Here is a 20766-nt window from a genome sequence, read left to right as displayed (position 1 = left end):
TCATTCGATGAGACGACGTGCTAACGCGTTCTGCCGCTCTACCACCTTTGGCAAATCGATTGTCACCATTTGCGCGTCTCGAACAACTTGCCGCCCCTCGACAAACAGATCACGCACCTTATTTGGTCCGGCCAGTAGCAAGGCCGCAGGGTCCCAACTACCTGCACTCTCGACACCCGAAACATCCCAGACGGCAAGATCGGCACGTTTCCCGGGCACGATCTGGCCGCAATCTTTACGCCCCAGCACCTCGGCCCCGCCACGTGTCGCAATCTCCAGTGCTTCTTGTGCACTCATCGCGTCCGCTCCCCGGAAAACGCGTTGCAAGAGCATGGCTTGCCGTGCCTCGCTCATCAGGTTGCCAGTGTCATTCGAAGCTGAGCCATCAACCCCAAGCCCAACATTGACGCCAGCATCACGCATCGCGCGAACTGGTGCGATGCCCGAGCCAAGTCGACAGTTCGAACAGGGACAATGTGCAACACCGGTTGAGGAGCGCGCAAACAGATCAATTTCCTGACAATTAAGCTTTACGCAGTGGGCATGCCAGACATCCGCGCCAGTCCAGTCAAGATCCTCGGCATACTGGCCCGGACGACAGCCGAACTTTTCAAGACTGTAAGCAATATCTTCATCATTTTCCGCCAGATGAGTGTGCAACATCACTCCCTTGTCCCGGGCCAAAATAGCAGCGTCACGCATCAGTTCGCGGCTGACCGAAAATGGGGAGCATGGCGCGATACCGACCCTGACCATCGAACCTTCGGTCGCATCGTGAAAACCATCAACCATACGGATGCAATCGTTCAGAATGTCTTGTTCGCGTTCGACCAAATTATCAGGGGGCAATCCGCCATCGCTTTCCCCAATCGACATTGCGCCACGCGTCGGGTGGAACCTGAGGCCAACCTCAGCTGCGGCTTCTATCGTATCTTCAAGCCGCGCACCGTTTGGATAAAGATACAGATGATCTGCGCTCATGGTGCACCCAGACAACGCAAGCTCGGCCAAGCCAGCCTGAGCAGACACACGCATTTCTTCGGGTCCGAAACGCGACCAGATTGGATACAAACGCTGCAACCAGCCAAACAAAAGCGCGTCCTGCGCACCTGGCACCGCGCGTGTCAGTGTTTGATAAAGGTGGTGATGCGTATTCACCAAGCCCGGCGTCACAACACACCCAATAGCATTGACGATTTCACCGGTTGAACTGAGGTTTTTCCCTACTTCGGCAATCACGCCATCGCGCATCAGGATATCGCAATTCGCAATGGTCGCGCGCGTATCATCCATGGTGACCACGTAATCGGCATTCTTAATAACAACTTCGGACATTTTCCGCTCCACACATGTTTCTGCCCCCTTCGGCACATGTGTGTTCCCGCCGACAGAAAGGGGAAAAGGACTCGGCAGACTTTTACAGACTAACCCATAAGCACTTCCGCGCCAATATCTTGCTGGCGCGATATTGATAGGTTGGTGCGGCTATTGCTCTGGCGTTTTTGAAAGGATCGCAAGCGCTGCTGCGTGTGTTTCCGGGTTCGTCGCTGCCAGCGCGCGCCCGCCGTCATGTGCAGGACGTCCTTGCCAGTCTGTCACAATTCCGCCCGCAGCTTCGATCACCGCTATCGGTGCCTGAATATCAAAATCCTGAAGCCCGGCTTCAATCACCAAATCAATCTGCCCGTGGGCGAGTAGCGCATAAGCATAACAATCCATCCCGTATCGCGTCAGTTGCACTTGTTTGGCAACATCGTGAAACGCAGCGCCTTCCTCGGCAGACCCTACTTCAGGAAATGTCGTAAAAAGAACAGATTGATGCAGGGGGCGGGCACCACGCACACCCAGCGGTTTTGTTTCATGGGGTCCGGCCATATAGGCTTCGCCCATCCCACCGATAAAACGTTCGCCCGTATAGGGCTGGTCTATTACGCCAAAAATTGGGCCGCTCTGATCCCGAATGGAAATCAGGACCCCCCAGGTCGGAGTGCCGCTGATAAAACCTCGCGTACCATCAATCGGGTCAAGCACCCAAGTCAATCCGCTGGAACCGGGCTCGTCTCCAAATTCTTCACCACGAATTCCATCGTCTGGGCGTCTTTCTTGCAGAATCGCGCGCATCGCCTGTTCTGCTTCACGGTCAGCAATTGTGACGGGATCAAACCCTTCAACATATTTATTATCGGTTTGAAGGTTAGCTTGTCGAAAATAGCGGAGCGTAACAGCCCGTGCGACATCAGCCATAGCAAAAGCAGTCTCCTTCAGAGACTGCTTTTCTGTTTCATTTAATTTTGACATTCCACCACCAGAGCCGGGTTACACCCACGCCCTAGCTTGCAACGATTAACTGCGTCAAGCCCGCGTAACCTGAGACCTAAGCCGCGTCGCTAAGCACTCTTGCCAAGTCGAACAAACGCCGACGCTGATTCTCGGGAATCTTGTAGTACGACCTAATAAGATCCAGCGCTTCTTTGTCAGCAAGAATATCACCTGGAATGGTTTGACCTTTTTCGCCCTCTGCGCCTTCGCTTTCACGAATGCCTTCAAAGAAAAACGAAATCGGAACACCGAGCGTTTCAGAAATATCCCATAGACGAGATGCGCTTACCCGGTTCATGCCAGTTTCATACTTTTGTATTTGCTGAAACTTAATTCCGACTTTCTCAGCCAATTGCTGCTGAGTCATGCCAACCATCCAACGACGATGGCGTATGCGTTTCCCTACGTGCACATCAACAGGATGCTTCATTCTCGTTACTCCCAAAATCTGTAGCTACCAAACTATATACAAGCAAGTTTCGTGCCAAACCCAACAAAAAATCCATATTTTTTTATTTTTCACGTTTAACGCGCCAATCACGCCTTGAACGGTACTCAAAGGAGACTTTTCCCACATAATTTCCATTTCTCCATTAAGAAGAATCACATATTATTTTAATCTACCTCTGCGTGTTTAGCATTTTGCAATGCTTTTTGCAATTATTACTCATTCGTTTATTTCGCAAATTGCGAATCTTGACCTGCCTACACCGAAATGCTTAGCAGTCGCATTGGCAAAATTAACGAGGAAAAATCGGAAAATGCGCGCTTATCAAGTCAAAAACTACAACGTGAAGGCGCAGCTTTGCTCCATCCCGACCCCGGAACCCGCAGCGGGTCAGGTTCGCGTTAAAATAGAAACCTGCGGATTAAACTTTGCTGATCTATTGATGATGAAAGGGCAATATCAGGAAAAGCCTGTGCTTCCATTCATACCTGGAATGGAACTCGCAGGCACGGTTGACGCTTTGGGGCCGAATGTAACTTCCCCGTCAATCGGAACGCGAGTTGCAGTATTTTCCGGGCAAGGAGGGTTGGCTGAATATGGGTGTTTCGGAGCGGACCGTTGCGTTCCCCTGCCTGACGACATGCCGTTCTCAGACGCTGCTGCTTTTCAGATCGCGTATGGAACGTCTCATATGGCGTTGGACCACAAAGCCGGCTTGCGCAGAGGCGAGACTCTTCTTGTTTTGGGTGCAGCGGGCGGTGTTGGTTTAACTGCAGTGCAAATTGGCAAGCAAATGGGCGCAAGGGTGATTGCCTGCGCGCGCGGGAAAGACAAACTTGCTGTGGCCAAAGAAGCCGGTGCAGACCACCTGATTGACAGTGACACCCAAGATATCCGCGAAGCCGTAAAAGCGCTTGGCGGTGCAAATGTTGTTTACGACCCGATCGGTGGAGAACAATTCACTGCTGCGCTTCGCGCATGTAACCCAGAAGCGCGGATACTTGTAATCGGTTTTGCCAGTGGGACTGTTCCACAAATACCCGCCAACCTTCTGCTCGTTAAAAACATAAGTGTCGTCGGCCTCTACTGGGGTGGGTATCTTAAGTTTAGCCCGGAAACGCTGACCGGAAGCATGGCTCGGCTTTTTGAATGGTACGCCGAAGGTACCTTAAAGCCGCATATCAGCCACAGCTTTCCTTTCGATCAACTGGACGACGCGTTTGAAACGCTGCGCCAGCGAAAATCAACAGGCAAGGTTATTGTTACGCTCTAAAGGCTGCTAAATGCAGAACGTATATACTGCACAAGATCTTCTGCCGCCTGCCCCTTTGCTAAATCCGAAACATAGAGATTAATTTTTTTCGATGTAAGTTCTGGTAGGGCCCCTCCATGACGCACCGGCTCCAAATAGGGAGCACCCATTCCCTGTAAAACAGTATGAACAGCCAGATCTGCGCTTACGCTTGCTTCGATGGTACGCGAGCTGTCTGATTCAACTGCCATCTCCCAGGGGATACCAGCGCGATCCAGCGCTTCCTGCACGCCTATCCGAAAAATACAGTTATGCTCAAAAGCCAATCGAAGCGGTCGGGATTTCCAGGCGGTGCCATCGGGGGCACCAATCCAGACCAGAGGTATCTCTGTTAATGTTTTGCCCCCCGCCTCGCAGAAATCTTCGGTGGTCAGGATAATGTCACATTCGCCGTGCCCGAATAGGTTGTGAAGATTGCGGGTGAAGGACGAAACCAAATGAACCCTGACACGAGGATAGGCTGCATTGAATCGCTGCAATACCTTGGGAACCGCCGGGTAAACGATGTCATGCGGGACACCAAGTGTAAGCTCTCCCTCAAACGCCTGATGGGTGAGTCGGGCGTATACCTCGTCATTCAGGTCAAGCATACGCCGGGCATAGCCCAATAACTGCTCACCATGCACTGTGAGGCCAATCTGTCGTGCAGACCGATCAAGCAATTGAACATTCAGCGATTCCTCCAACCTCTTGAGCTGCATTGACACCGCCGATTGCGTCACATGCAAAAACCCCGCGGCCTTTGTCACGCCGCCAGCATCTGACACTGCAACAAATGAACGCAGGGCAGTCATGTCCATATTTCGAGGCATATCACAATCCTTGATGTATAGTTTCAAAAACATTCATTTTTAAAATGATACACATGTTGTCATATACATCAAGTCTTTTGATGAAAAACCATAATCGCATCACACAATAGAAAGGGAACAGCGATGACTTCAATAACCGCCAACGCCCTACGGGCTTCAAGCAACCGGGTAAAACTGGGTAAGAAAATCTCATTGGCATTTGCTGCCGCACGTCAAAGAAATGCACTAAGCCGCCTTGACGATTTCCGGTTGAATGACCTTGGCATCACGGCCACCGAAGCAGCGCGCGAAAGCCGCCGCGCGTTCTGGGACATCTAATTCGTAAACGAGTCCTTAAGCACAAAAAGATTATTTCCGCATTTATCTGCGGAAAATCTTGTAAAATGGGTCGTCATTGCCGATATTTAGCAGCGAGGACGGCCCTTTTTCGAGGGCTGCCTACCTTATTAACAGGTTTGGAGGCCTAAAATGGCAGAATTTGACCAAGTTGGCGCACGGGCAGGGACACGCACCGCCGACATTGATGCGGGCCTGCGCGCGCATATGAACAAAGTCTACGGCACTATGTCCGTGGGCCTTCTGATGACTGGGCTCGTTTCGTGGGCAGTCGGCAATAACGAAGCAATGCTTTCAATGTTGTTCACCGGGTTCACCCGTTACATCGTAATGTTTGCACCGTTGATCATGGTTTTCGCATTCGGTGCTATGATCAATCGGTTGTCTGCTGCAGGTGCGCAGTTGTTTTTCTATGCCTTCGCAGCAGCGATGGGCCTATCAATCAGCTATATCTTCGCGATCTACACTGATTTCTCAATTACGCAGACCTTTCTCGTGACCGCTATCGCATTTGCCGGGCTCAGCCTCTGGGGTTACACCACTAAGAAAGATATCTCGGCTTGGGGATCCTTCCTGATCATGGGTGTAATTGGCCTGATCGTCGCGTCGATCATCAATATCTTCCTTGGCTCACCTGCCATCATGTTCGCGATCTCAATGATCGGTGTGCTGATCTTTGCGGGATTAACAGCCTATGACACACAGAAGATCAAGAATACCTACCTGCAACATGCACACATGGGTGACAGCGAATGGATGGGAAAAGCGGCAATTATGGGCGCGCTGAACCTTTACCTCGACTTCATCAACATGTTCATGTTCTTGCTGCACCTTTTCGGCAACCGCGAATAAAACACCTGAAAAATTCAAGTAAAAGGGCCAGTCTGCGGATTGGCCCTTTTTTTTGTTACAAACCAATGTGCATTTGTGTCGCTGGAAACCGGATACCCGCTGCAAGGCTCAGTTCAACAGAGCCGATTCTCTGAAATCCCATAGCTTCGTAAAACGGTTCTGCAGTTACGGTGCTCATGCAATCCATACGCCTTGCTCCCGCCTCATAGGCGCGCTGATAGATATGACGCATCAGTGCTCTCCCGATACCTTGCCGCGTGCGCCTGTGATCGGTCGCGACGTGGCGTATATGGGCAAGATCGTTTCGACCTGCGCCACCCATTGGGCTGATCCATGTCCAACCACCAACGCCGACCGCAACACCTTCTGAATCCCGTACAACGTAATAGCTGGCAGAACGAAGTAATCGTGGGTTGGCTTTGGTGATCATCGGCAATGCCATTGCAAGTACCGATGGCTTGTAATCCGGCTTCAGCAGAACTGGGTAACTCTTCCGCAGCAATTCCTCAACAACAGAGAGATCTGCCATAGTTGCCGTTTTGATCGTCAGTGATTGTGTCTTAAACATTTCACGCGCTCCGCTTCGCAGTTGAGGTGTCGAGATCCGCGCGGCGAGAGGGGGAAATGAAAAAGCCGCGCTCGTTGCGCGGCCTCATCGTGTCGTTTCTTAAAAAGGGCTTACTTGATTTTGCCTTCTTTGTACGGCACGTGCTTGCGCACAACGGGGTCATACTTATTGACCACCATCTTTTCGGTCATGGTGCGTGCATTTTTCTTGGTCACATAGAAGTGGCCTGTGCCCGCCGAGGAGTTCAGGCGGATTTTAATTGTGGTCGGCTTCGCCATGGTCTTGCTCCAGTCAACGGGGCGGCAACAAACAGCGTTCGGGGCCACCCGTGAAATCCTTGAAGCCCGCCTTTTATACGCTTGAAGGCCCGAGTCAACCGTAAAGCCGGGGAATAGTGAAAAACGTGAAAGGTTCAAGCGCAACAGAATAAATTGACCTTATAGTTAGCGCTTGCTAACTACACCAATATGACTGATTCCATATTCTATATCTCGGACGACGATCCGCCTTCTAAAAGGCGCATTCTGGTAGAAGGCCTGCGCCTGTTTGCCGAGCGTGGACTTTCGGCAACGTCAATCAGGGATATCGCCTCGGCAACTGGCTACAGCAACCCGGCGCTTTACAAACACTTCAAAACCAAAGACGAACTCGTCCTCGTTCTATTTGAGCGTTCTTACAAGGAACTTATGCACCGCATAACATTGGCCCTATGCCGCGAAACCGGGTTTTCTGAGAAGTTCCGCACTTATGTTAAAACGTTCTGCGAATTTTACGATGAGCATCCGCATGCCTCAATATTTACTACCAACAATCTTGCGGTTCTCTGGCCGCGCGTTTCTGGCACTATGGGCGACAGGACGGTTATTACCATTACGCGTCAGCTTCTTGAAGACGGCAAACAGGAAGGCCTGGTTTCAAAAACCGCAGACCTGTCCCTTCTACTGGTCCTCGTTACCGGAACAATAAATCAGTTGAACAGACAATTCTATCTCAACGCGATAGAGGGTCCTGCGAAGAAACATGCAGCTGGCATCGAAAAAATTCTTAGGGCGGGTCTAGGTTAACTTTTTTTTACGCAAAAGGTTAGCGTTTGCTAACTAAAGAGGAAAAACACCATGCAAGCCATAAATCACGCCGTCACGGCGCTAATACTAAAAAAAACATTCCCCGAAGCACCCCTCTTAGGACTGATCCTGACGACTGAAGCTGTCGAATACCTTTGGGTAGGTCTTAATATAGTTGGGCTCGAGAAAACGGATATTGGGCCAGAAATGCAATCTGTCTCGGATGTCCACCTTGTGCACATGCCCTTCTCACATTCGGTCGGAACAAGTGTCATCCTTGCAGCCGTGTTGGGCCTGATAGTATTTTGGCATGGTGGTAAAGCAGCGAAAGCAATCGCCCTTGCATTATCACTTGGCGTTTTTTCTCATATCGTGCTTGATTTGATCGTACACGCCCCCGATATCGCGGTTTTCCCCTTTTTTAACCCGTCAAAACTTGGCACCGGGCTTTATACAAACCAACCTCTGTTAGCCCTCGCACTGGAAACAGTTTGGGGAATTCTATGCTGGTGGATTTTCCGGGGCAGTTGGGGGCTCTTGGCCCTGATCGTGACATTAGAGATCACAGCCCTTCCACTTTATTCAAACATGATAAATGCCGGGGAATCTTTACTCACCGGACAGGACACTATCTTCGCATTGGTAATTCTCGCGCAGATGATCACAACAACTGCGCTCGTCTGGCTTTTTGCCAGAAAAAGAACTGAGGCGCAGCCAAACGGAAATGCTGCGGTTATTGAATAAGACAGGTTATGATTGCGCGGATGGCCTGTAAGCCGGATTCTGTCCCGGATGGGTTTCCCCATCCATGGATGACCATTCTTCTGCGCGCGCCGTTACCGGCGCGCTGATGCTGCCTACCCGGACCTGCTGGAGCGAAGTCACCCCGCGACGCAAGCGCCGCACGCGGTCCCTATTCGGCATTGCTCCCGGTGGGGCTTGCCGTGCCAGCCTTGTTGCCAAGGCCGCGGTGGGCTCTTACTCCACCGTTTCACCCTTACCTGCTGCTGGTTTCGGTTGCCCGACCCGGCGACTGGCGGTTTGTTCTCTGTGGCGCTTTCCCTCGGGTTGCCCCGGCCGGGCGTTACCCGGCACCGTCACTTCTCGGAGTCCGGACTTTCCTCACGAAGAAGGCTTTCGCCAAATCCCGTGCAGCCATCCAGCCATCCGCGCAATTGGGTAGTTAGGTGGTCTGTGGTGCGCGGTCAACGGGGAAGCGCCGGGCGAGGTTCAATGCCGCACCAACATCCTCAGCCGTAAGCGCACCCGTCACCCAGGGGCGAAACCGCATACGGAAGGCCGTGCACAACGGACCAAACTCAACATCGGGATAGCCAAAGCCCTGCAATGCAGAAACGAACGCGCTTTCGCTTGGTGAGTTACATTCTTCTTCATCTGGCCAGACTGAAAGACCCAATCGCGCAAACCGCCGCCAATCAAAACGCCTGCCCGGATCATTTTTGCGTTCGGGTGACATATCAGAATGGCCAATGATGCGTTCTGGCGGAATGCTCCACCGCGCCATAACGCCCGTAAGCACATTTTCTAACGATTGCATCTGCCCTTCTGAAAATGGGGCAAACCCCGAATTGGCAAGCTCTATCCCTATAGAGCGCGAGTTTACGTCTGAAACCGCCCCCCAACTTCCAGAGCCGGCGTGCCAAGCGCGCATTTCTTCAGCAACGAGTTGCGAAACTTCACCAAACTCATCAATCAAATAATGTGCTGATACTTCATACTGCGGGTCGCAAAGACGCGCGCACGCGGCATCTGCGCTTTCCATTGCTGTGTAATGGATCACAACCATATCAGGTTTCGCACCACCCCGGCGTTCGCCAAAGTTTGGTGAAGAAACCTGTCTTAGCCGCATCTAGTTCTCGGTCGGTTGCGCTGTTGAATTGCTCCGCTGCACTTGCCTGCGTGCGTTGCGAAACGGTGCCGGATCCCAGTAACATGCGAACCCGTCTCCATCCGGGTCAAGGCCGCGCCTGTCGTGCCTCGGCCCGCCTGCGTCCAGAAATGCCTCTTGCGCAAGATCAGACGACGCATAGTTCGCACAATTCCGCTGAAACCGGCTTTCAGCAAAAACGACAGAGCGGCTATAAATTCCCTGCCCTACGTTGTTGGTTGTCTTTAATGCAAACTCAACAATATTGGGTCGGTTAGAACCTGAACGTGTTGGCACAGCAGTCGGGGCAATTTCGACATATTGCTGTCTGTTGGCAGCAAGACGTTCCCGGTCACTTTCAATCGTTTCACGTTCGGCGACAGCGTCGAATTCCTGCTCGTCAGAAATACCGGAGTTGCGCCGGGTCGAGCTCGTTGCATCAGCTCTGGTTTGTGGCGAGGTATCGTTCCCCGCAACAACGACATCTGCATTGTATCCAGTTGGTGCCTCGGACGAAATTACACCTGGGTCTGGCATGGCAGAGCCTCGTATAGCGGCTTCACGCGCCGCGCGCTGGCGTTCGTAGTCTTCATAGTCACCAAAGCCAACACCGGCTGCGCTATCAGGCACGGCTGGCGCACATGCAACAAGCGCAAAAGTCATGATGAGCAACGAAACGGGGACAAAAATCCGCATTACCTATTTACCTGCCTTTGTTATTTTGGCGCGTTTTTACCACCATTTGCCCGGTTTGGAAACAAAACCGGCGGCCTGCTCCAAAACATAAGCAGAATTTAGCAGATCACCTTCTTCCCATGGCCGCCCGATCAGTTGTAGCCCAAGGGGAAGACCTTGCTTGTCGAGACCGGCCGGAACCGCAATACCCGGCAATCCAGCCAGGTTGACGGTGACAGTAAAAACATCATTCAGATACATCTGCACTGGATCGGCATCCGCCATTTCACCAAGGCCGAAAGCCGCTGACGGCGTCGCCGGTGTCAAAATTGCCTCGATCCCAGCATCAAAGACATTTTCGAAGTCTTTCTTGATCAGCGTACGCACCCTTTGCGCCCGGCGGTAATACGCATCGTAGAAGCCGGCAGAAAGCACATAGGTCCCGATCATCACCCGGCGCTGCACCTCTGGGCCAAACCCTTCAGCACGGGTTTTTTCGTACATGTCATCAATACCCTCGCCTTTGGCGAGCTTGGCCCGGTGGCCATAGCGCACGCCATCATACCGGGCGAGGTTTGAGGACGCTTCAGCAGGTGCAATCACATAGTATGCAGGCAGCGCATACTTCGTGTGGGGTAGCGAAATATCAACAATTTCGGCCCCGGCATCACGCAGCATTGCCGTACCATCCGCCCAAAGCTTTTCAATCTCGTCAGGCATTCCATCCATCCGATATTCCTTTGGAATACCGATTTTCTTACCTCGGATATCGCCGGTCAGCGCCGCTTCAAAATCTGGGACGGCAAGATCAGCACTTGTTGAGTCTTTCGGGTCGTGCCCCGACATCGCCGCAAGCATGATCGCTGCATCCCGTACAGATTTTGTCATCGGGCCAGCCTGATCAAGCGATGAGGCAAAAGCGACAACACCCCAGCGAGAGCACCGCCCGTAGGTCGGCTTTATACCTGTTATTCCAACGAAAGCGGCTGGCTGACGGATCGAACCGCCTGTGTCTGTTCCGGTTGCCGCAAGGCAAAGATCAGCGGCAACTGCTGACGCCGATCCACCAGAAGACCCTCCCGGTGTCAGAGCGGCGTCGTCATTGCCACGACGCCAGGGGTTTACGACATTTCCATAGGTCGAAGTCTCGTTTGAGCTACCCATGGCGAATTCGTCCATGTTGAGCTTGCCCAACATAATGGACCCCGAATCCCAGAGTTGCAGGGTAATGGTTGATTCATACTCAGGTCTGAAACCACTCAGAATCGCAGAGCCTGCCTGGCTAGGAACACCCTTGGTGCAAAACAGGTCTTTGATACCCAGCGGAATGCCGCACATATCTGGTGCATTTCCGGCTGCAATACGCGCATCGGCGGCCTTGGCCTGATCTAAGGCAATTTCCGGCGTATGGTGCACAAACGCGTTCAACGTACCTGCGTCTTCAATTGTCTTCAGACAGGCCTCGGTCAGTTCAACCGAAGTCACATCGCCCGCACGCAGTTTCGCGCGCGCATCAGAAATTGTGAGTTTGTTCAGTTCAGACATCGCTTATTCCACAACTTTAGGCACAGCAAAAAATCCTTCGCGCGCATCGGGTGCGTTTTTCAGAATCTTGTCTTGCTGACCCCCGTCGGTCACCACATCAGCCCTACGCTTCAGAGGCATCGGTGTGACAGAGGTCATAGGTTCAACACCTTCGATATCCACTTCATTCAATTGTTCGATGAATCCGAGGATGGCATTGAATTCTTCTGCCAGTGCAGGAAGAGCATCCTCTTCCACTCTGATGCGCGCCAGATGCGCGACGCGGCGCGCGGTATCCTTGTCAATCGACATCGGGGTCTCCGTGATTTGTTGATTAGCCTTTAGCGTCCTGTCCTCCTAGCCGCAAGACTATGGGGAACCTCGCAGGTGACATAGGCGCCAATCCTGCTAAGATTTTTGCTAGAAAACGGAGGACGCTATGAAAATCATCTGGCTTGGACACTCGGGCTTTCGCATAGAGATCGGTGATCAGATATTGCTGATCGATCCCTGGCTCACCGGAAACCCGATGTTTGAAGAAAGTGAACGCGCTGACGCAATTGCGGGAGCCACACATATTCTCGTGTCTCACGGACATGGTGATCATTCCGCCGACGCCGTCGCCATTTCTAAAGAACTGGGCATTCCCAGCGTCGGAACCTACGATTTGATGAGCTACTGGGAAGAAGCGGAAGAAATTAATGTCGTTGGCTTCAACAAAGGGGGCACCGTCGCGCTTGGCGATGTTGACGTCACACTTGTTAACGCGACACATTCCTCTTCTTTTCTGGTTGACGGAAAACCAACATACGCCGGCGCTGAAGCTGGTTTCATCATATCGGGTGAAGGGAAAACCATCTATTTTAGCGGCGACACTGACGTGATGGCCGACATGAAAATATTCAACGATCTGCACGCACCTGATATCGGGATTCTTTGCGCGGGTGGGCATTTTACAATGGATATGAAGCGCGCGGCCTATGCTGCAAAAACATTCTTCAATTTCAAAATCGTGATTCCCTGCCACTACAGAACCTTCCCGCTGCTTGAGCAGTCGGCAGACGTGCTTGCAAAGTCCCTCACGGGCGTTGACGTATTGGAACCCGAGGTCATGAAAGCCATTACCCTTTGATTCCGCTTAATCTTTTTCCAAAAATATCCCCGCCGGAGGCAAGAAAGTTTAATGTCTCCGGCGGGGATATTTGCAGAGCCTGGAAAAACTAACGCCGGTTCGCGAAAAACCCCTTCAGCAAGGATTCTGATTCCCTGGCGGATATACCATCGTAAACCTCTGGTACGTGATGCGCCTGGGAATGGTCAAAGATTCTTGGACCCTGCGCTATTCCGCCTGATTTTGGGTCCGCGGCACCATAATACAAACGCGCGATACGTGCCGCAGAAATTGCCATTGCGCACATGGGACATGGCTCCAACGTTACATAAAGGCTGTAGCCCATCAGGCGCTCGGTGTCTGCGTCTTTGCAGGCTTCACGGATCACCAGAATTTCGGCATGCGCTGTTGGATCGGACAATTCACGTGTTCGGTTTCCTGCTTTGGCAATCACATGTCCTTTTGCGTCCACCAGCACGGCGCCAACAGGAACCTCACCTCTTTCGCCAGCAGCACAGGCTTCCTCCAGCGCAAGGCTCATGTGACTTGTAAAATCGCTCATATGCTCTCTCTGCCCTGCGAATATTGAATTGCCAAGTCGCTTTCCCTTTTAGCTAAGACAGGCTAGAGCCTATTTCATGAGCAAAGAACCCCAAAAAGACGTCGCAAGACCCGGCGAACGCATTGCAAAAGTTCTGGCCCGTGCGGGCATAGCCTCGCGGCGCGAAGTTGAACGCATGATCGAATCTGGTCGTGTTACTGTTAACGGAAAAAAGATCAGCAGCCCTGCGCTGAACATTACAACAGCGGACAAAGTTACTGTCGATGGCAAATCTGTTGGTGAGCCTGAGCCACCGCGTGTTTGGCTGTACCATAAGCCGTTAGGCCTTGTGACAACGGAGCGCGACGAAAAAGGCCGCAAAACGGTTTTTGAATCTTTGCCGGACAACATGCCCCGGGTGCTGAGTGTTGGTCGGCTCGATATAAATTCCGAAGGTCTGCTTCTGCTGACGAACGATGGCGAAATGAAGCGAAAAATGGAGCTACCTTCAACAGGTTGGCTGCGGCGTTACCGGGTGCGGATCAAAGGCAGACCAACAGATGATATGCTTGCGCCGCTAAGAAAGGGCATCGTGATAGACGGCGAACGCTTCCAGCCAATGGAAGTAACAATCGACCGCCAGCAAGGCGCCAATGCCTGGCTGACAGTTGCAATACGCGAAGGAAAGAACCGCGAGGTTCGCCGCGCGATGGATGCAGTGCAACTGGACGTAAACCGTCTGATCCGCATCAGCTATGGGCCGTTTCAACTTGGAAATCTAGAGGCCGGCGCGGTTGAAGAGGTCAAGCAACGGGTGGTACGCGACCAGCTAGGTCTGCGTGAAAATCCAAAACCGACAGTGCAGCGTAAAGGCCAACCCACCCGCCGCCGACAATAAAGCGAATCCCGCGAAAGCTTGACCTTGCGCGCCGCTTCGCTAGTTCTAAGCCCCAGAAAATTCAGTTGGGGCATGCGCGATGGCAGATATTTTAACGATTGAAAACCTTAGTAACCTATTAGTTCTTTGCTTTCTTCAGGCAGTGCTTGGGTTTGACAACCTTCTCTACATCACAATCGAAAGCCAGCGCGCACCGATTGAACATCAGAAAGCCGTGCGTTTTTGGGGTATCATAATCGCAGTTTTGCTGCGCGTTGTTCTGCTTTTCACGATGATCCAGCTAATCGACTCGATGTCTGAACCGTTTTTTGTTTTCGACTGGACTGGTGTCCTTGAAGGTGGTGTTAATTTTGCTACCCTGGTGTTCATATTGGGCGGCGTGTTCATCATCTATACCGCCGTAAAAGAAATCGGCCATATGCTGACGATTGACCGCCTTGATACAGATGTAGAGCATAAGCGCGGTAAATCTGCAGCGCAGGTGATTGCTGTAATCGTGATGATGAATCTCATGTTCAGTTTTGATTCAATCCTTTCATCACTGGCGATTACAGATGTTTTTCCGGTTCTGGCCTGTGCAATTCTTGCATCTGGTTTTGCAATGCTGGTATTGGCTGACGGCGTTACAAAATTTCTTGAAAAGAACCGAATGTACGAGGTTCTGGGTCTGTTTATATTGCTCATCGTCGGCGTTGTGCTTTTGGGTGAATCTGGTCCCGCAGCCGCCCATGCGATGCATGATGATACTTTGCAGATAAAAGTATTTGGCCAAGCAATAATCCCGATGTCAAAATCGACCTTCTATTTTGCGATCATCGTTCTTGTTGCAGTTGAGGTTGTGCAATCGGGCTATTCTCGCAAGCTTGCAGCAGAGCGCTCTGCTGCTTCCCGGTGATAATTCCCCGCAGCGTAACGCTGGATCGAATCTAACGCATGGCCTATAGCTTGTTAGCGCCTGATTTATTGTAGGGGAGGTTGTTTTATGAGCGGAACTGGTTTGCAAAAACTTGCATTTGTTCTGCTTGTTGCGTTGATCCTCTATGTCTCTGTTACGGGAGGCGTTTAGTGGCACAACGGTTTGGTGGAAAATACAGCCCTGATGACGCGCCGGATATTTCCGGCGCCCCGCAGAAATCCCCATTTCACGGCCAACGCAGAAGCCGTGTAGGTGGGCGGGTCAATTTTCTATTTCTTGCACCACTTCCCCTGGCATTTCGCGCCTTTTTTCAGGATCCGACAGGGCTTGCGCTTAATTTATTGGCTTTTGGCACGTTGATCCTCGCGGCGTGGCTAACGCGCGACGGGCTCTTGGCACAAGAAGCCTATGAAGCGCGTAAAATTGCACGCCGACCAGCCATCCCTCGAAAAATGTTTGGCTCTGCTCTGACTGGCATCGGCTTGTTTATCACTGGGTATGCAGGAACGGGCAGCATAGCCAGCCCGATGTTGTTGGCGATTGTCGGAACATTGTTGCACGGGTTTTCATTCGGTATTGACCCGCTACGCGACAAAGGAATGGAGGGGATCGATACCTTTCAGTCTGACCGCGTCGCACGTGTCATCGAGGGTGCCGAAAAACATCTGGCCGCTATGTCTGACGCGATAAAACGCGCAGGTGATCGCGAGCTTGAAGCCCGTGTCGCGCAATTTCAGGCAACCGCACGCGACATGTTTCGGACAGTCGAAGAAGACCCCCGAGACCTGACAGCAGCCCGCAAATATTTGGGCGTCTACCTGCTGGGTGCGCGCGATGCGACTGCCAAATTTGCGGATATTTACGCCCGTTCCAGTGATATGAAAGCCCGCGCTGACTACGAGGCTTTACTTACCGATCTTGAAGAAAATTTCGCCGCGCGCACACGCGCACTATTGCTCGATGACCGCAGCGATCTTGATGTAGAAATTGAAGTGCTGCGCGAACGACTGGCCCGCGAAGGCATACGCGCCTGAGAGCCACCCTGTTTACCTGTAGTGAGGGAGAATTGTTAATGTCCGAGACCATACGCCAGAAGGCTGAACAAACACTGCGTGAGATTGAAGAAGTCACCGCGGTTATCCTGCCTGAACCGTCGACAGCGATTGTGCCAATCAGTGAGGCCAAGAAACCTGTCGCTGCGCAAATCAAGAAGCGCATGGCAGAAATCGACATGACAGATACCGGTTCTATCGTTCGTTTTGGTTCGGGCGCGCAAGCGGAACTACAACAGATCAGCCAGGCGATGTTGACAGATGTTCGCAACAAAGACGTTGGTCCGGCAGGCGACGGCTTGCGCGACATGGTAACAACTATTCGCGGCTTTTCAGTTTCGGAACTGGACGTGCGGCGTAAAGCAAGCTGGTGGGAAAGGCTTTTGGGGCGAACTGCACCTTTTGCCAAGTTTCTTGCGCGGTTTGAAAAAGTTCAGGGGCAGATTGATAAGATCACCGACACGCTTTTGAACCACGAGCACAAGCTGTTGAAAGACATAAAATCGCTCGACCAACTTTACGAAAAGACACTGGATTTCTACGACGAGCTTGCGCTTTACATTGCGGCTGGCGAAGAAAAACTGCGCGATTTGGACGAAACAACAATCCCTGCCAAGGAAAAGGAAGTCAAAGCAGCACTTGAGAAAGATCAGGTGATGGTTGCACAACAATTGCGCGACCTGCGTGCTGCACGCGATGATCTGGAACGCCGTGTGCATGACCTAAAACTGACGCGTCAGGTGACGATGCAATCGCTGCCTTCGATCCGTCTGGTGCAGGAAAACGATAAATCTCTGGTTACCAAGATCAACTCGACACTCGTTAACACCGTGCCATTGTGGGAAACCCAATTGGCGCAAGCGGTCACGATACAGCGGTCTTCAGAAGCTGCGGAAGCTGTTCGCGGTGCCAATGATCTTACTAATGAATTATTAACCGCAAACGCGAAAAACCTTCGGATTGCGAACAAAGCTGTGCGCGAAGAAATGGAACGTGGTGTATTTGACATAGAAGCAGTAAAAACAGCCAATGCAGAGTTGATTGCAACGATCGAGGAAAGCCTGCAAATCGCCGATGAAGGCAAGGCACGACGTGTCGCCGCAGAAGAGGATCTGAAAAAGATGGAAGCAGAATTGCGCGACACCCTTGCCTCTGCGAAAGCACGCGGCGATGGTGTGGGCCACAACGCCGGCTCTGCCGTGCCTTCCTAAGGATACTTGATGCAACTGCGCCCCTTGCTAGCCGCGCTTTTGACAATCGGCCTGTTAGGTCTGATGGGTTGTCAACCATTAGGGGTGCAGTCATCTCCCTTGCCTTTACCCAGACCTGACGAGACGGGTGAGGGCATACCCGAACGATCCGAAGAAAGTGAGCGGCTCGTTCGTCACTATGCATACCTGCAGAACGATTTGCTTGCACAGGGGTTAATGCGAACAGATGGTGGCGGCCCGGATGCGCGCTTCACTCAAGAAGATCTCGTTGAAAACTTCCTGCGGATCGCTCTCTACGATGAGTATGTTTTTACAAACGGGCGCCTGATTGCCCGAGAATCCGCCAGCCGCCTGCGCCGTTGGGAAGCACAGGTTCGGATTGGCCTTCACTTCGGCGCAAGCATTCCTGCCGCACAACTTGAAAAAGACCAGTCAAGCATAGACCGTTATTCCCAGCGTCTTTCCAGGGTCAGTGGCCATTCCATTCGCATCGCAGAAGACGCCAATTTCCACGTCTTGATCCTGAACGAGGATGAGCGAAAAAGTTATGCGCCCCAACTAAAAGCTCTTATCCCCGGAACGAGCGACCGGATCATCACATCTATCCTGACAATGCCACGCCCGACACTTTGCCATGTATTCGCATTTTCAGGTGGTGCAGGCGATAACATATACAACACGGCAGTTGCCGTTATCAGAGGGGAACATCCTGACCTGACGCGTCTGGCGTGCATTCACGAGGAAATTGCGCAGGGTCTTGGGCTCGCCAATGATAGCCGCGACGCACGTCCTTCAATTTTCAACGATGACGAAGAGTTTGCTTTGCTGACGCGACATGATGAACTTTTGCTTAAGATTTTATACGACCCCCGGCTTCGCACCGGGATGACACCAGACGAAGCCCGCGAAACAGTTGAAACCATCGCGGCAAAGTTAATGGGCGGAAATACTTAGTACAAAGACGGAGATAACCATGGGAATTCTTGATTTTCTGATCGGCGAATTCATCGATGTAATCCATTGGGTCGATGATACCCGCGATACGATGGTCTGGCGTTTTGAGCGCGAAGAACACGAAATAAAGTATGGCGCAAAGCTAACGGTTCGCGAAGGGCAAGCAGCTGTCTTTGTTCACGAAGGCCAAATTGCTGACGTCTTTACCCCCGGTCTTTACATGTTAGAGACCAACAATATGCCAATTCTTACAACGCTGAACCACTGGGATCATGGCTTTCAATCCCCGTTTAAATCCGAAATCTACTACGTCAACACCACCCGGTTTAACGACCTGAAATGGGGCACAAAGAATCCGATAATTCTGCGTGATCCTGAATTTGGACCCGTGCGAATTCGTTCATATGGCACCTATACAATTCGTGTCTCGGACCCGGCAAAGTTTCTGACTGAAATCGTTGGGACGGACGGTGAATTCACCATGGATGAAATCAGCTACCAGATCCGCAATATTATCGTTCAGGAATTTTCGCGCGTGATTGCGTCATCCGGTATCCCGGTTCTCGACATGGCCGCAAACACTGCGGACCTCGGCAAACTGGTCGCCGCAGAAATATCGGGAACGCTGGAAAACTACGGCCTGTCGATGCCCGAGCTTTACATCGAAAACATCAGCCTGCCTGCCTCCGTTGAAGAGGCGCTTGATAAACGTTCGTCAATGGGGCTTGCGGGCGATCTTGGCAAATTCACACAATATTCAGCGGCCGAAGCCATGACTGCAGCCGCGCGCAACCCTTCTGGCGGAGGTGGAATGGGCGCTGGGTTAGGAATGGGAATGGGCATAGCGATGGCAGGGCAGATGGCACAGGCTGGCCCTTGGGGTGCGCAACAACAACCCGCCTCGCCGCCACCACCACCACCTGTTGAAAAGGTCTGGCATATTGCTGAAGACGGTGAAACCAAAGGACCGTTTTCGCGGGCAGCGCTTGGCCGCATGGTTGGTGCGGGTAGCTTAAGCCGGGAAACCTACGTCTGGACCGCCGGGCAGGACGGCTGGCAAAAAGCCGAAGACATCAGTGAATTGGCCCAACTTTTCACAGTGTTACCCCCACCGCCACCCGCTTCTGACAAGGTGTAATAGTCTCGCTTCACACGTAAACAAAATGTCCCGACCATGACAAAGCAGATTGAAGAGCATCGTTTCCCTTGTGAAACCTGCGGATCCGACCTTCGGTTTGCGCCGGACTCTAAACAGTTGGTTTGCGATCACTGTGGCAACACCCAACCGCTGGGCCCCCTCGAAAGCAAAACTGCTGCAATCCGGGAACTGGATTTCAGGCGCGCGCTTGACGCGCAGTTGCCTGAAGCTGAAATTGAAGAAATTCGCACTCTGACATGCCCGAATTGCGGGGCGCAGGTCGAATTTGATCAGACAAGTCATGCAGCTGAATGCCCGTTCTGCGCAACGCCGGTTGTGACAGACACAGGTGCCCACCGACTTATCAAACCCAAAGGTGTTTTGCCTTTCGTGCTGGAAGAAACGGAAGCGCGCAATGCGATGTCCAAATGGCTTGGACGATTGTGGTTCGCACCTAACGGCCTGCAGGACTACGCCCGTAAGGGCAGGATAATGCAGGGAATCTACGTACCCTACTGGACTTTTGACGCAGATACCAAGAGCAAGTACAGCGGCCAACGCGGTACCGTTTATTACGAAACACACACCGTTAGGGTGAATGGCAAAACCGAGACACGCCAAGTTCAGAAAGTTCGCTGGGCGTCAGTTTCTGGTCGCGTTGTGCGTTGGTTCGATGATGTACTTGTTCTGGCGTCCCGGTCCCTACCCAAACGCTATACTGACGCGCTCGAACCGTGGGATCTTTCGGAAATGATACCTTACCAACCTGAATACCTGGCGGGTTTTCGGGCCGAAGCATACACAGTTGAACTAGATGAAGGGTATAGCGAAGCACGCGTGCGCATGAACCGGGTTATTGAGCGTGATGTAAAGTTTGACATCGGGGGTGACCGGCAGCGCATACAGTCGATCGATACAGCAGTTAAGGACATAACCTTTAAACACATCCTGCTGCCTGTCTGGCTTGCCGCCTACAAATACCGGGGCAAAACCTACCGCTTCGTCGTAAACGGCCAGTCAGGTCGTGTGCAGGGGGAACGCCCTTGGTCGGCCTGGAAAATCGCGATCGCGATCATCGTTGGCGCTGTTGTTTTTGGTGCTGTCGGGTATGTAATAGCCAGTAATCAGTAACGTCACGTTCCGAGGT

24 protein-coding genes and 1 other RNA gene are annotated in these 20766 nt (G+C 52.2%); 13 read left to right on the top strand and 12 right to left on the bottom strand.

Annotated elements, in window-relative coordinates:
• From J4E70_RS02055 to J4E70_RS02045, 3 genes are all read right to left on the bottom strand, one after another.
• Nucleotides 1-1335: an 8-oxoguanine deaminase gene (locus J4E70_RS02055; protein WP_213887390.1), complete on the bottom strand. Its 1335-nt coding sequence runs from the start codon at nt 1333-1335 to the stop codon at nt 1-3.
• A 150-nt stretch (nt 1336-1485) separates the two neighbouring features.
• Nucleotides 1486-2298 carry a histidinol-phosphatase gene (gene hisN / locus J4E70_RS02050; RefSeq protein WP_213887389.1) on the bottom strand — a complete coding sequence of 271 codons (813 nt, stop codon included), beginning with the start codon at nt 2296-2298 and terminating at the stop codon, nt 1486-1488.
• A 76-nt stretch (nt 2299-2374) separates the two neighbouring features.
• The gene (locus tag J4E70_RS02045) at nt 2375-2749 is read right to left on the bottom strand and encodes a helix-turn-helix domain-containing protein (RefSeq protein ID WP_213887388.1); all 375 of its coding nucleotides are present in this window, start codon (nt 2747-2749) and stop codon (nt 2375-2377) included.
• 331 nt (nt 2750-3080) lie between these two features.
• Between J4E70_RS02045 and J4E70_RS02040 the strand changes: the two genes are divergently transcribed.
• On the top strand, nt 3081-4040 hold the full coding sequence (locus J4E70_RS02040; protein WP_213887387.1) for an NADPH:quinone oxidoreductase family protein: 960 nt from the start codon (nt 3081-3083) through the stop codon (nt 4038-4040).
• Here J4E70_RS02040 and J4E70_RS02035 read toward each other — a convergent pair.
• Nucleotides 4037-4891: a LysR family transcriptional regulator gene (locus J4E70_RS02035; protein ID WP_213887386.1), complete on the bottom strand. Its 855-nt coding sequence runs from the start codon at nt 4889-4891 to the stop codon at nt 4037-4039. The two genes, J4E70_RS02040 and J4E70_RS02035, sit on opposite strands and share 4 nt — an antisense overlap.
• Nucleotides 4892-5014: 123 nt before the next feature.
• On the opposite strand from J4E70_RS02035, the gene J4E70_RS02030 reads away from it, so the two are divergent.
• Together J4E70_RS02030 and J4E70_RS02025 are read left to right on the top strand one after the other, a co-directional pair.
• Nucleotides 5015-5209 carry a DUF1127 domain-containing protein gene (locus J4E70_RS02030; protein WP_213887385.1) on the top strand — a complete coding sequence of 65 codons (195 nt, stop codon included), beginning with the start codon at nt 5015-5017 and terminating at the stop codon, nt 5207-5209.
• A gap of 150 nt (nt 5210-5359) precedes the next feature.
• Complete coding sequence (locus J4E70_RS02025) at nt 5360-6079, top strand: Bax inhibitor-1/YccA family protein (protein ID WP_213887384.1); 720 nt, start codon at nt 5360-5362, stop codon at nt 6077-6079.
• Between the two features lie 55 nt (nt 6080-6134).
• On the opposite strand, the gene J4E70_RS02020 is transcribed toward J4E70_RS02025, so the two are convergent.
• Both J4E70_RS02020 and rpmG read right to left on the bottom strand, forming a co-directional pair.
• The gene (locus J4E70_RS02020; RefSeq protein ID WP_246531563.1) at nt 6135-6647 is read right to left on the bottom strand and encodes a GNAT family N-acetyltransferase; all 513 of its coding nucleotides are present in this window, start codon (nt 6645-6647) and stop codon (nt 6135-6137) included.
• A gap of 110 nt (nt 6648-6757) precedes the next feature.
• Entirely contained in the window at nt 6758-6925 is a 168-nt protein-coding gene (rpmG, locus tag J4E70_RS02015) for a 50S ribosomal protein L33 (RefSeq protein WP_213887383.1), read from the bottom strand.
• 189 nt (nt 6926-7114) lie between these two features.
• Between rpmG and J4E70_RS02010 the strand changes: the two genes are divergently transcribed.
• Nucleotides 7115-7711, top strand: a complete 597-nt coding sequence (locus J4E70_RS02010; protein ID WP_213887382.1) for a TetR/AcrR family transcriptional regulator — start codon at nt 7115-7117, stop codon at nt 7709-7711.
• A gap of 51 nt (nt 7712-7762) precedes the next feature.
• Nucleotides 7763-8455: a metal-dependent hydrolase gene (locus tag J4E70_RS02005; protein WP_213887381.1), complete on the top strand. Its 693-nt coding sequence runs from the start codon at nt 7763-7765 to the stop codon at nt 8453-8455.
• Between the two features lie 12 nt (nt 8456-8467).
• On the opposite strand, the gene rnpB is transcribed toward J4E70_RS02005, so the two are convergent.
• The 5 genes from rnpB to gatC form a co-directional block, all read right to left on the bottom strand.
• Nucleotides 8468-8882, bottom strand: an RNA gene (rnpB, locus tag J4E70_RS02000) — RNase P RNA component class A.
• 12 nt (nt 8883-8894) lie between these two features.
• The gene (locus J4E70_RS01995; RefSeq protein ID WP_213887380.1) at nt 8895-9581 is read right to left on the bottom strand and encodes an N-acetylmuramoyl-L-alanine amidase; all 687 of its coding nucleotides are present in this window, start codon (nt 9579-9581) and stop codon (nt 8895-8897) included.
• Nucleotides 9582-10295 carry a hypothetical protein gene (locus J4E70_RS01990; RefSeq protein ID WP_213887379.1) on the bottom strand — a complete coding sequence of 238 codons (714 nt, stop codon included), beginning with the start codon at nt 10293-10295 and terminating at the stop codon, nt 9582-9584.
• Nucleotides 10296-10331: 36 nt separating this feature from the next.
• Nucleotides 10332-11819, bottom strand: coding sequence for an Asp-tRNA(Asn)/Glu-tRNA(Gln) amidotransferase subunit GatA (gene gatA / locus J4E70_RS01985; protein ID WP_213887378.1), 1488 nt, complete (start codon nt 11817-11819; stop codon nt 10332-10334).
• A gap of 3 nt (nt 11820-11822) precedes the next feature.
• Nucleotides 11823-12110: an Asp-tRNA(Asn)/Glu-tRNA(Gln) amidotransferase subunit GatC gene (gene gatC / locus J4E70_RS01980; RefSeq protein ID WP_213887377.1), complete on the bottom strand. Its 288-nt coding sequence runs from the start codon at nt 12108-12110 to the stop codon at nt 11823-11825.
• A gap of 127 nt (nt 12111-12237) precedes the next feature.
• Here gatC and J4E70_RS01975 point away from each other — a divergent pair, with 127 nt between their 5' ends.
• Nucleotides 12238-12930, top strand: a complete 693-nt coding sequence (locus tag J4E70_RS01975; protein ID WP_213887376.1) for a metal-dependent hydrolase — start codon at nt 12238-12240, stop codon at nt 12928-12930.
• An 88-nt stretch (nt 12931-13018) separates the two neighbouring features.
• On the opposite strand, the gene J4E70_RS01970 is transcribed toward J4E70_RS01975, so the two are convergent.
• Nucleotides 13019-13471 (bottom strand): nucleoside deaminase, encoded by a 453-nt coding sequence (locus tag J4E70_RS01970; RefSeq protein WP_213887375.1) that lies wholly within the window; start codon nt 13469-13471, stop codon nt 13019-13021.
• 76 nt (nt 13472-13547) lie between these two features.
• On the opposite strand from J4E70_RS01970, the gene J4E70_RS01965 reads away from it, so the two are divergent.
• The 7 genes from J4E70_RS01965 to J4E70_RS01935 all read left to right on the top strand — a co-directional run bounded on the left by J4E70_RS01965 (nt 13548) and on the right by J4E70_RS01935 (nt 20750).
• Nucleotides 13548-14348: a pseudouridine synthase gene (locus tag J4E70_RS01965; RefSeq protein ID WP_213887374.1), complete on the top strand. Its 801-nt coding sequence runs from the start codon at nt 13548-13550 to the stop codon at nt 14346-14348.
• A gap of 79 nt (nt 14349-14427) precedes the next feature.
• On the top strand, nt 14428-15243 hold the full coding sequence (locus tag J4E70_RS01960; RefSeq protein ID WP_213887373.1) for a TerC family protein: 816 nt from the start codon (nt 14428-14430) through the stop codon (nt 15241-15243).
• Between the two features lie 170 nt (nt 15244-15413).
• Nucleotides 15414-16298, top strand: a complete 885-nt coding sequence (locus J4E70_RS01955; protein WP_213887372.1) for a 5-bromo-4-chloroindolyl phosphate hydrolysis family protein — start codon at nt 15414-15416, stop codon at nt 16296-16298.
• A gap of 38 nt (nt 16299-16336) precedes the next feature.
• The gene (locus J4E70_RS01950; protein ID WP_213887371.1) at nt 16337-17527 is read left to right on the top strand and encodes a toxic anion resistance protein; all 1191 of its coding nucleotides are present in this window, start codon (nt 16337-16339) and stop codon (nt 17525-17527) included.
• Nucleotides 17528-17536: 9 nt separating this feature from the next.
• Entirely contained in the window at nt 17537-18481 is a 945-nt protein-coding gene (locus tag J4E70_RS01945) for a DUF2927 domain-containing protein (RefSeq protein ID WP_213887370.1), read from the top strand.
• Nucleotides 18482-18500: 19 nt separating this feature from the next.
• On the top strand, nt 18501-19619 hold the full coding sequence (locus tag J4E70_RS01940) for an SPFH domain-containing protein (RefSeq protein ID WP_213887369.1): 1119 nt from the start codon (nt 18501-18503) through the stop codon (nt 19617-19619).
• A 36-nt stretch (nt 19620-19655) separates the two neighbouring features.
• Nucleotides 19656-20750 (top strand): primosomal protein N' (replication factor Y) - superfamily II helicase, encoded by a 1095-nt coding sequence (locus tag J4E70_RS01935; RefSeq protein ID WP_213887368.1) that lies wholly within the window; start codon nt 19656-19658, stop codon nt 20748-20750.
• Nucleotides 20751-20766 lie beyond the last annotated feature (16 nt).

The sequence above is a fragment of the Pseudohalocynthiibacter aestuariivivens genome (assembly GCF_018457175.1).
GTDB lineage: Bacteria > Pseudomonadota > Alphaproteobacteria > Rhodobacterales > Rhodobacteraceae > Pseudohalocynthiibacter > Pseudohalocynthiibacter aestuariivivens.
Note: the sequence above shows the minus strand (reverse complement) of the source record. Positions and strands in the feature narration are given on the sequence as shown.

What these genes read in the sequence shown, in the direction of transcription:
- J4E70_RS02055 (WP_213887390.1), bottom strand. Translation starts at nt 1,335, where the DNA reads ATGTCCGAAGTTGTTATTAAGAATGCCGATTACGTGGTCACCATGGAT.
- hisN (WP_213887389.1), bottom strand. Translation starts at nt 2,298, where the DNA reads ATGTCAAAATTAAATGAAACAGAAAAGCAGTCTCTGAAGGAGACTGCT.
- J4E70_RS02045 (WP_213887388.1), bottom strand. Translation starts at nt 2,749, where the DNA reads ATGAAGCATCCTGTTGATGTGCACGTAGGGAAACGCATACGCCATCGT.
- J4E70_RS02040 (WP_213887387.1), top strand. Translation starts at nt 3,081, where the DNA reads ATGCGCGCTTATCAAGTCAAAAACTACAACGTGAAGGCGCAGCTTTGC.
- J4E70_RS02035 (WP_213887386.1), bottom strand. Translation starts at nt 4,891, where the DNA reads ATGCCTCGAAATATGGACATGACTGCCCTGCGTTCATTTGTTGCAGTG.
- J4E70_RS02030 (WP_213887385.1), top strand. Translation starts at nt 5,015, where the DNA reads ATGACTTCAATAACCGCCAACGCCCTACGGGCTTCAAGCAACCGGGTA.
- J4E70_RS02025 (WP_213887384.1), top strand. Translation starts at nt 5,360, where the DNA reads ATGGCAGAATTTGACCAAGTTGGCGCACGGGCAGGGACACGCACCGCC.
- J4E70_RS02020 (WP_246531563.1), bottom strand. Translation starts at nt 6,647, where the DNA reads ATGTTTAAGACACAATCACTGACGATCAAAACGGCAACTATGGCAGAT.
- rpmG (WP_213887383.1), bottom strand. Translation starts at nt 6,925, where the DNA reads ATGGCGAAGCCGACCACAATTAAAATCCGCCTGAACTCCTCGGCGGGC.
- J4E70_RS02010 (WP_213887382.1), top strand. Translation starts at nt 7,115, where the DNA reads ATGACTGATTCCATATTCTATATCTCGGACGACGATCCGCCTTCTAAA.
- J4E70_RS02005 (WP_213887381.1), top strand. Translation starts at nt 7,763, where the DNA reads ATGCAAGCCATAAATCACGCCGTCACGGCGCTAATACTAAAAAAAACA.
- J4E70_RS01995 (WP_213887380.1), bottom strand. Translation starts at nt 9,581, where the DNA reads ATGCGGCTAAGACAGGTTTCTTCACCAAACTTTGGCGAACGCCGGGGT.
- J4E70_RS01990 (WP_213887379.1), bottom strand. Translation starts at nt 10,295, where the DNA reads ATGCGGATTTTTGTCCCCGTTTCGTTGCTCATCATGACTTTTGCGCTT.
- gatA (WP_213887378.1), bottom strand. Translation starts at nt 11,819, where the DNA reads ATGTCTGAACTGAACAAACTCACAATTTCTGATGCGCGCGCGAAACTG.
- gatC (WP_213887377.1), bottom strand. Translation starts at nt 12,110, where the DNA reads ATGTCGATTGACAAGGATACCGCGCGCCGCGTCGCGCATCTGGCGCGC.
- J4E70_RS01975 (WP_213887376.1), top strand. Translation starts at nt 12,238, where the DNA reads ATGAAAATCATCTGGCTTGGACACTCGGGCTTTCGCATAGAGATCGGT.
- J4E70_RS01970 (WP_213887375.1), bottom strand. Translation starts at nt 13,471, where the DNA reads ATGAGCGATTTTACAAGTCACATGAGCCTTGCGCTGGAGGAAGCCTGT.
- J4E70_RS01965 (WP_213887374.1), top strand. Translation starts at nt 13,548, where the DNA reads ATGAGCAAAGAACCCCAAAAAGACGTCGCAAGACCCGGCGAACGCATT.
- J4E70_RS01960 (WP_213887373.1), top strand. Translation starts at nt 14,428, where the DNA reads ATGGCAGATATTTTAACGATTGAAAACCTTAGTAACCTATTAGTTCTT.
- J4E70_RS01950 (WP_213887371.1), top strand. Translation starts at nt 16,337, where the DNA reads ATGTCCGAGACCATACGCCAGAAGGCTGAACAAACACTGCGTGAGATT.
- J4E70_RS01945 (WP_213887370.1), top strand. Translation starts at nt 17,537, where the DNA reads ATGCAACTGCGCCCCTTGCTAGCCGCGCTTTTGACAATCGGCCTGTTA.
- J4E70_RS01940 (WP_213887369.1), top strand. Translation starts at nt 18,501, where the DNA reads ATGGGAATTCTTGATTTTCTGATCGGCGAATTCATCGATGTAATCCAT.
- J4E70_RS01935 (WP_213887368.1), top strand. Translation starts at nt 19,656, where the DNA reads ATGACAAAGCAGATTGAAGAGCATCGTTTCCCTTGTGAAACCTGCGGA.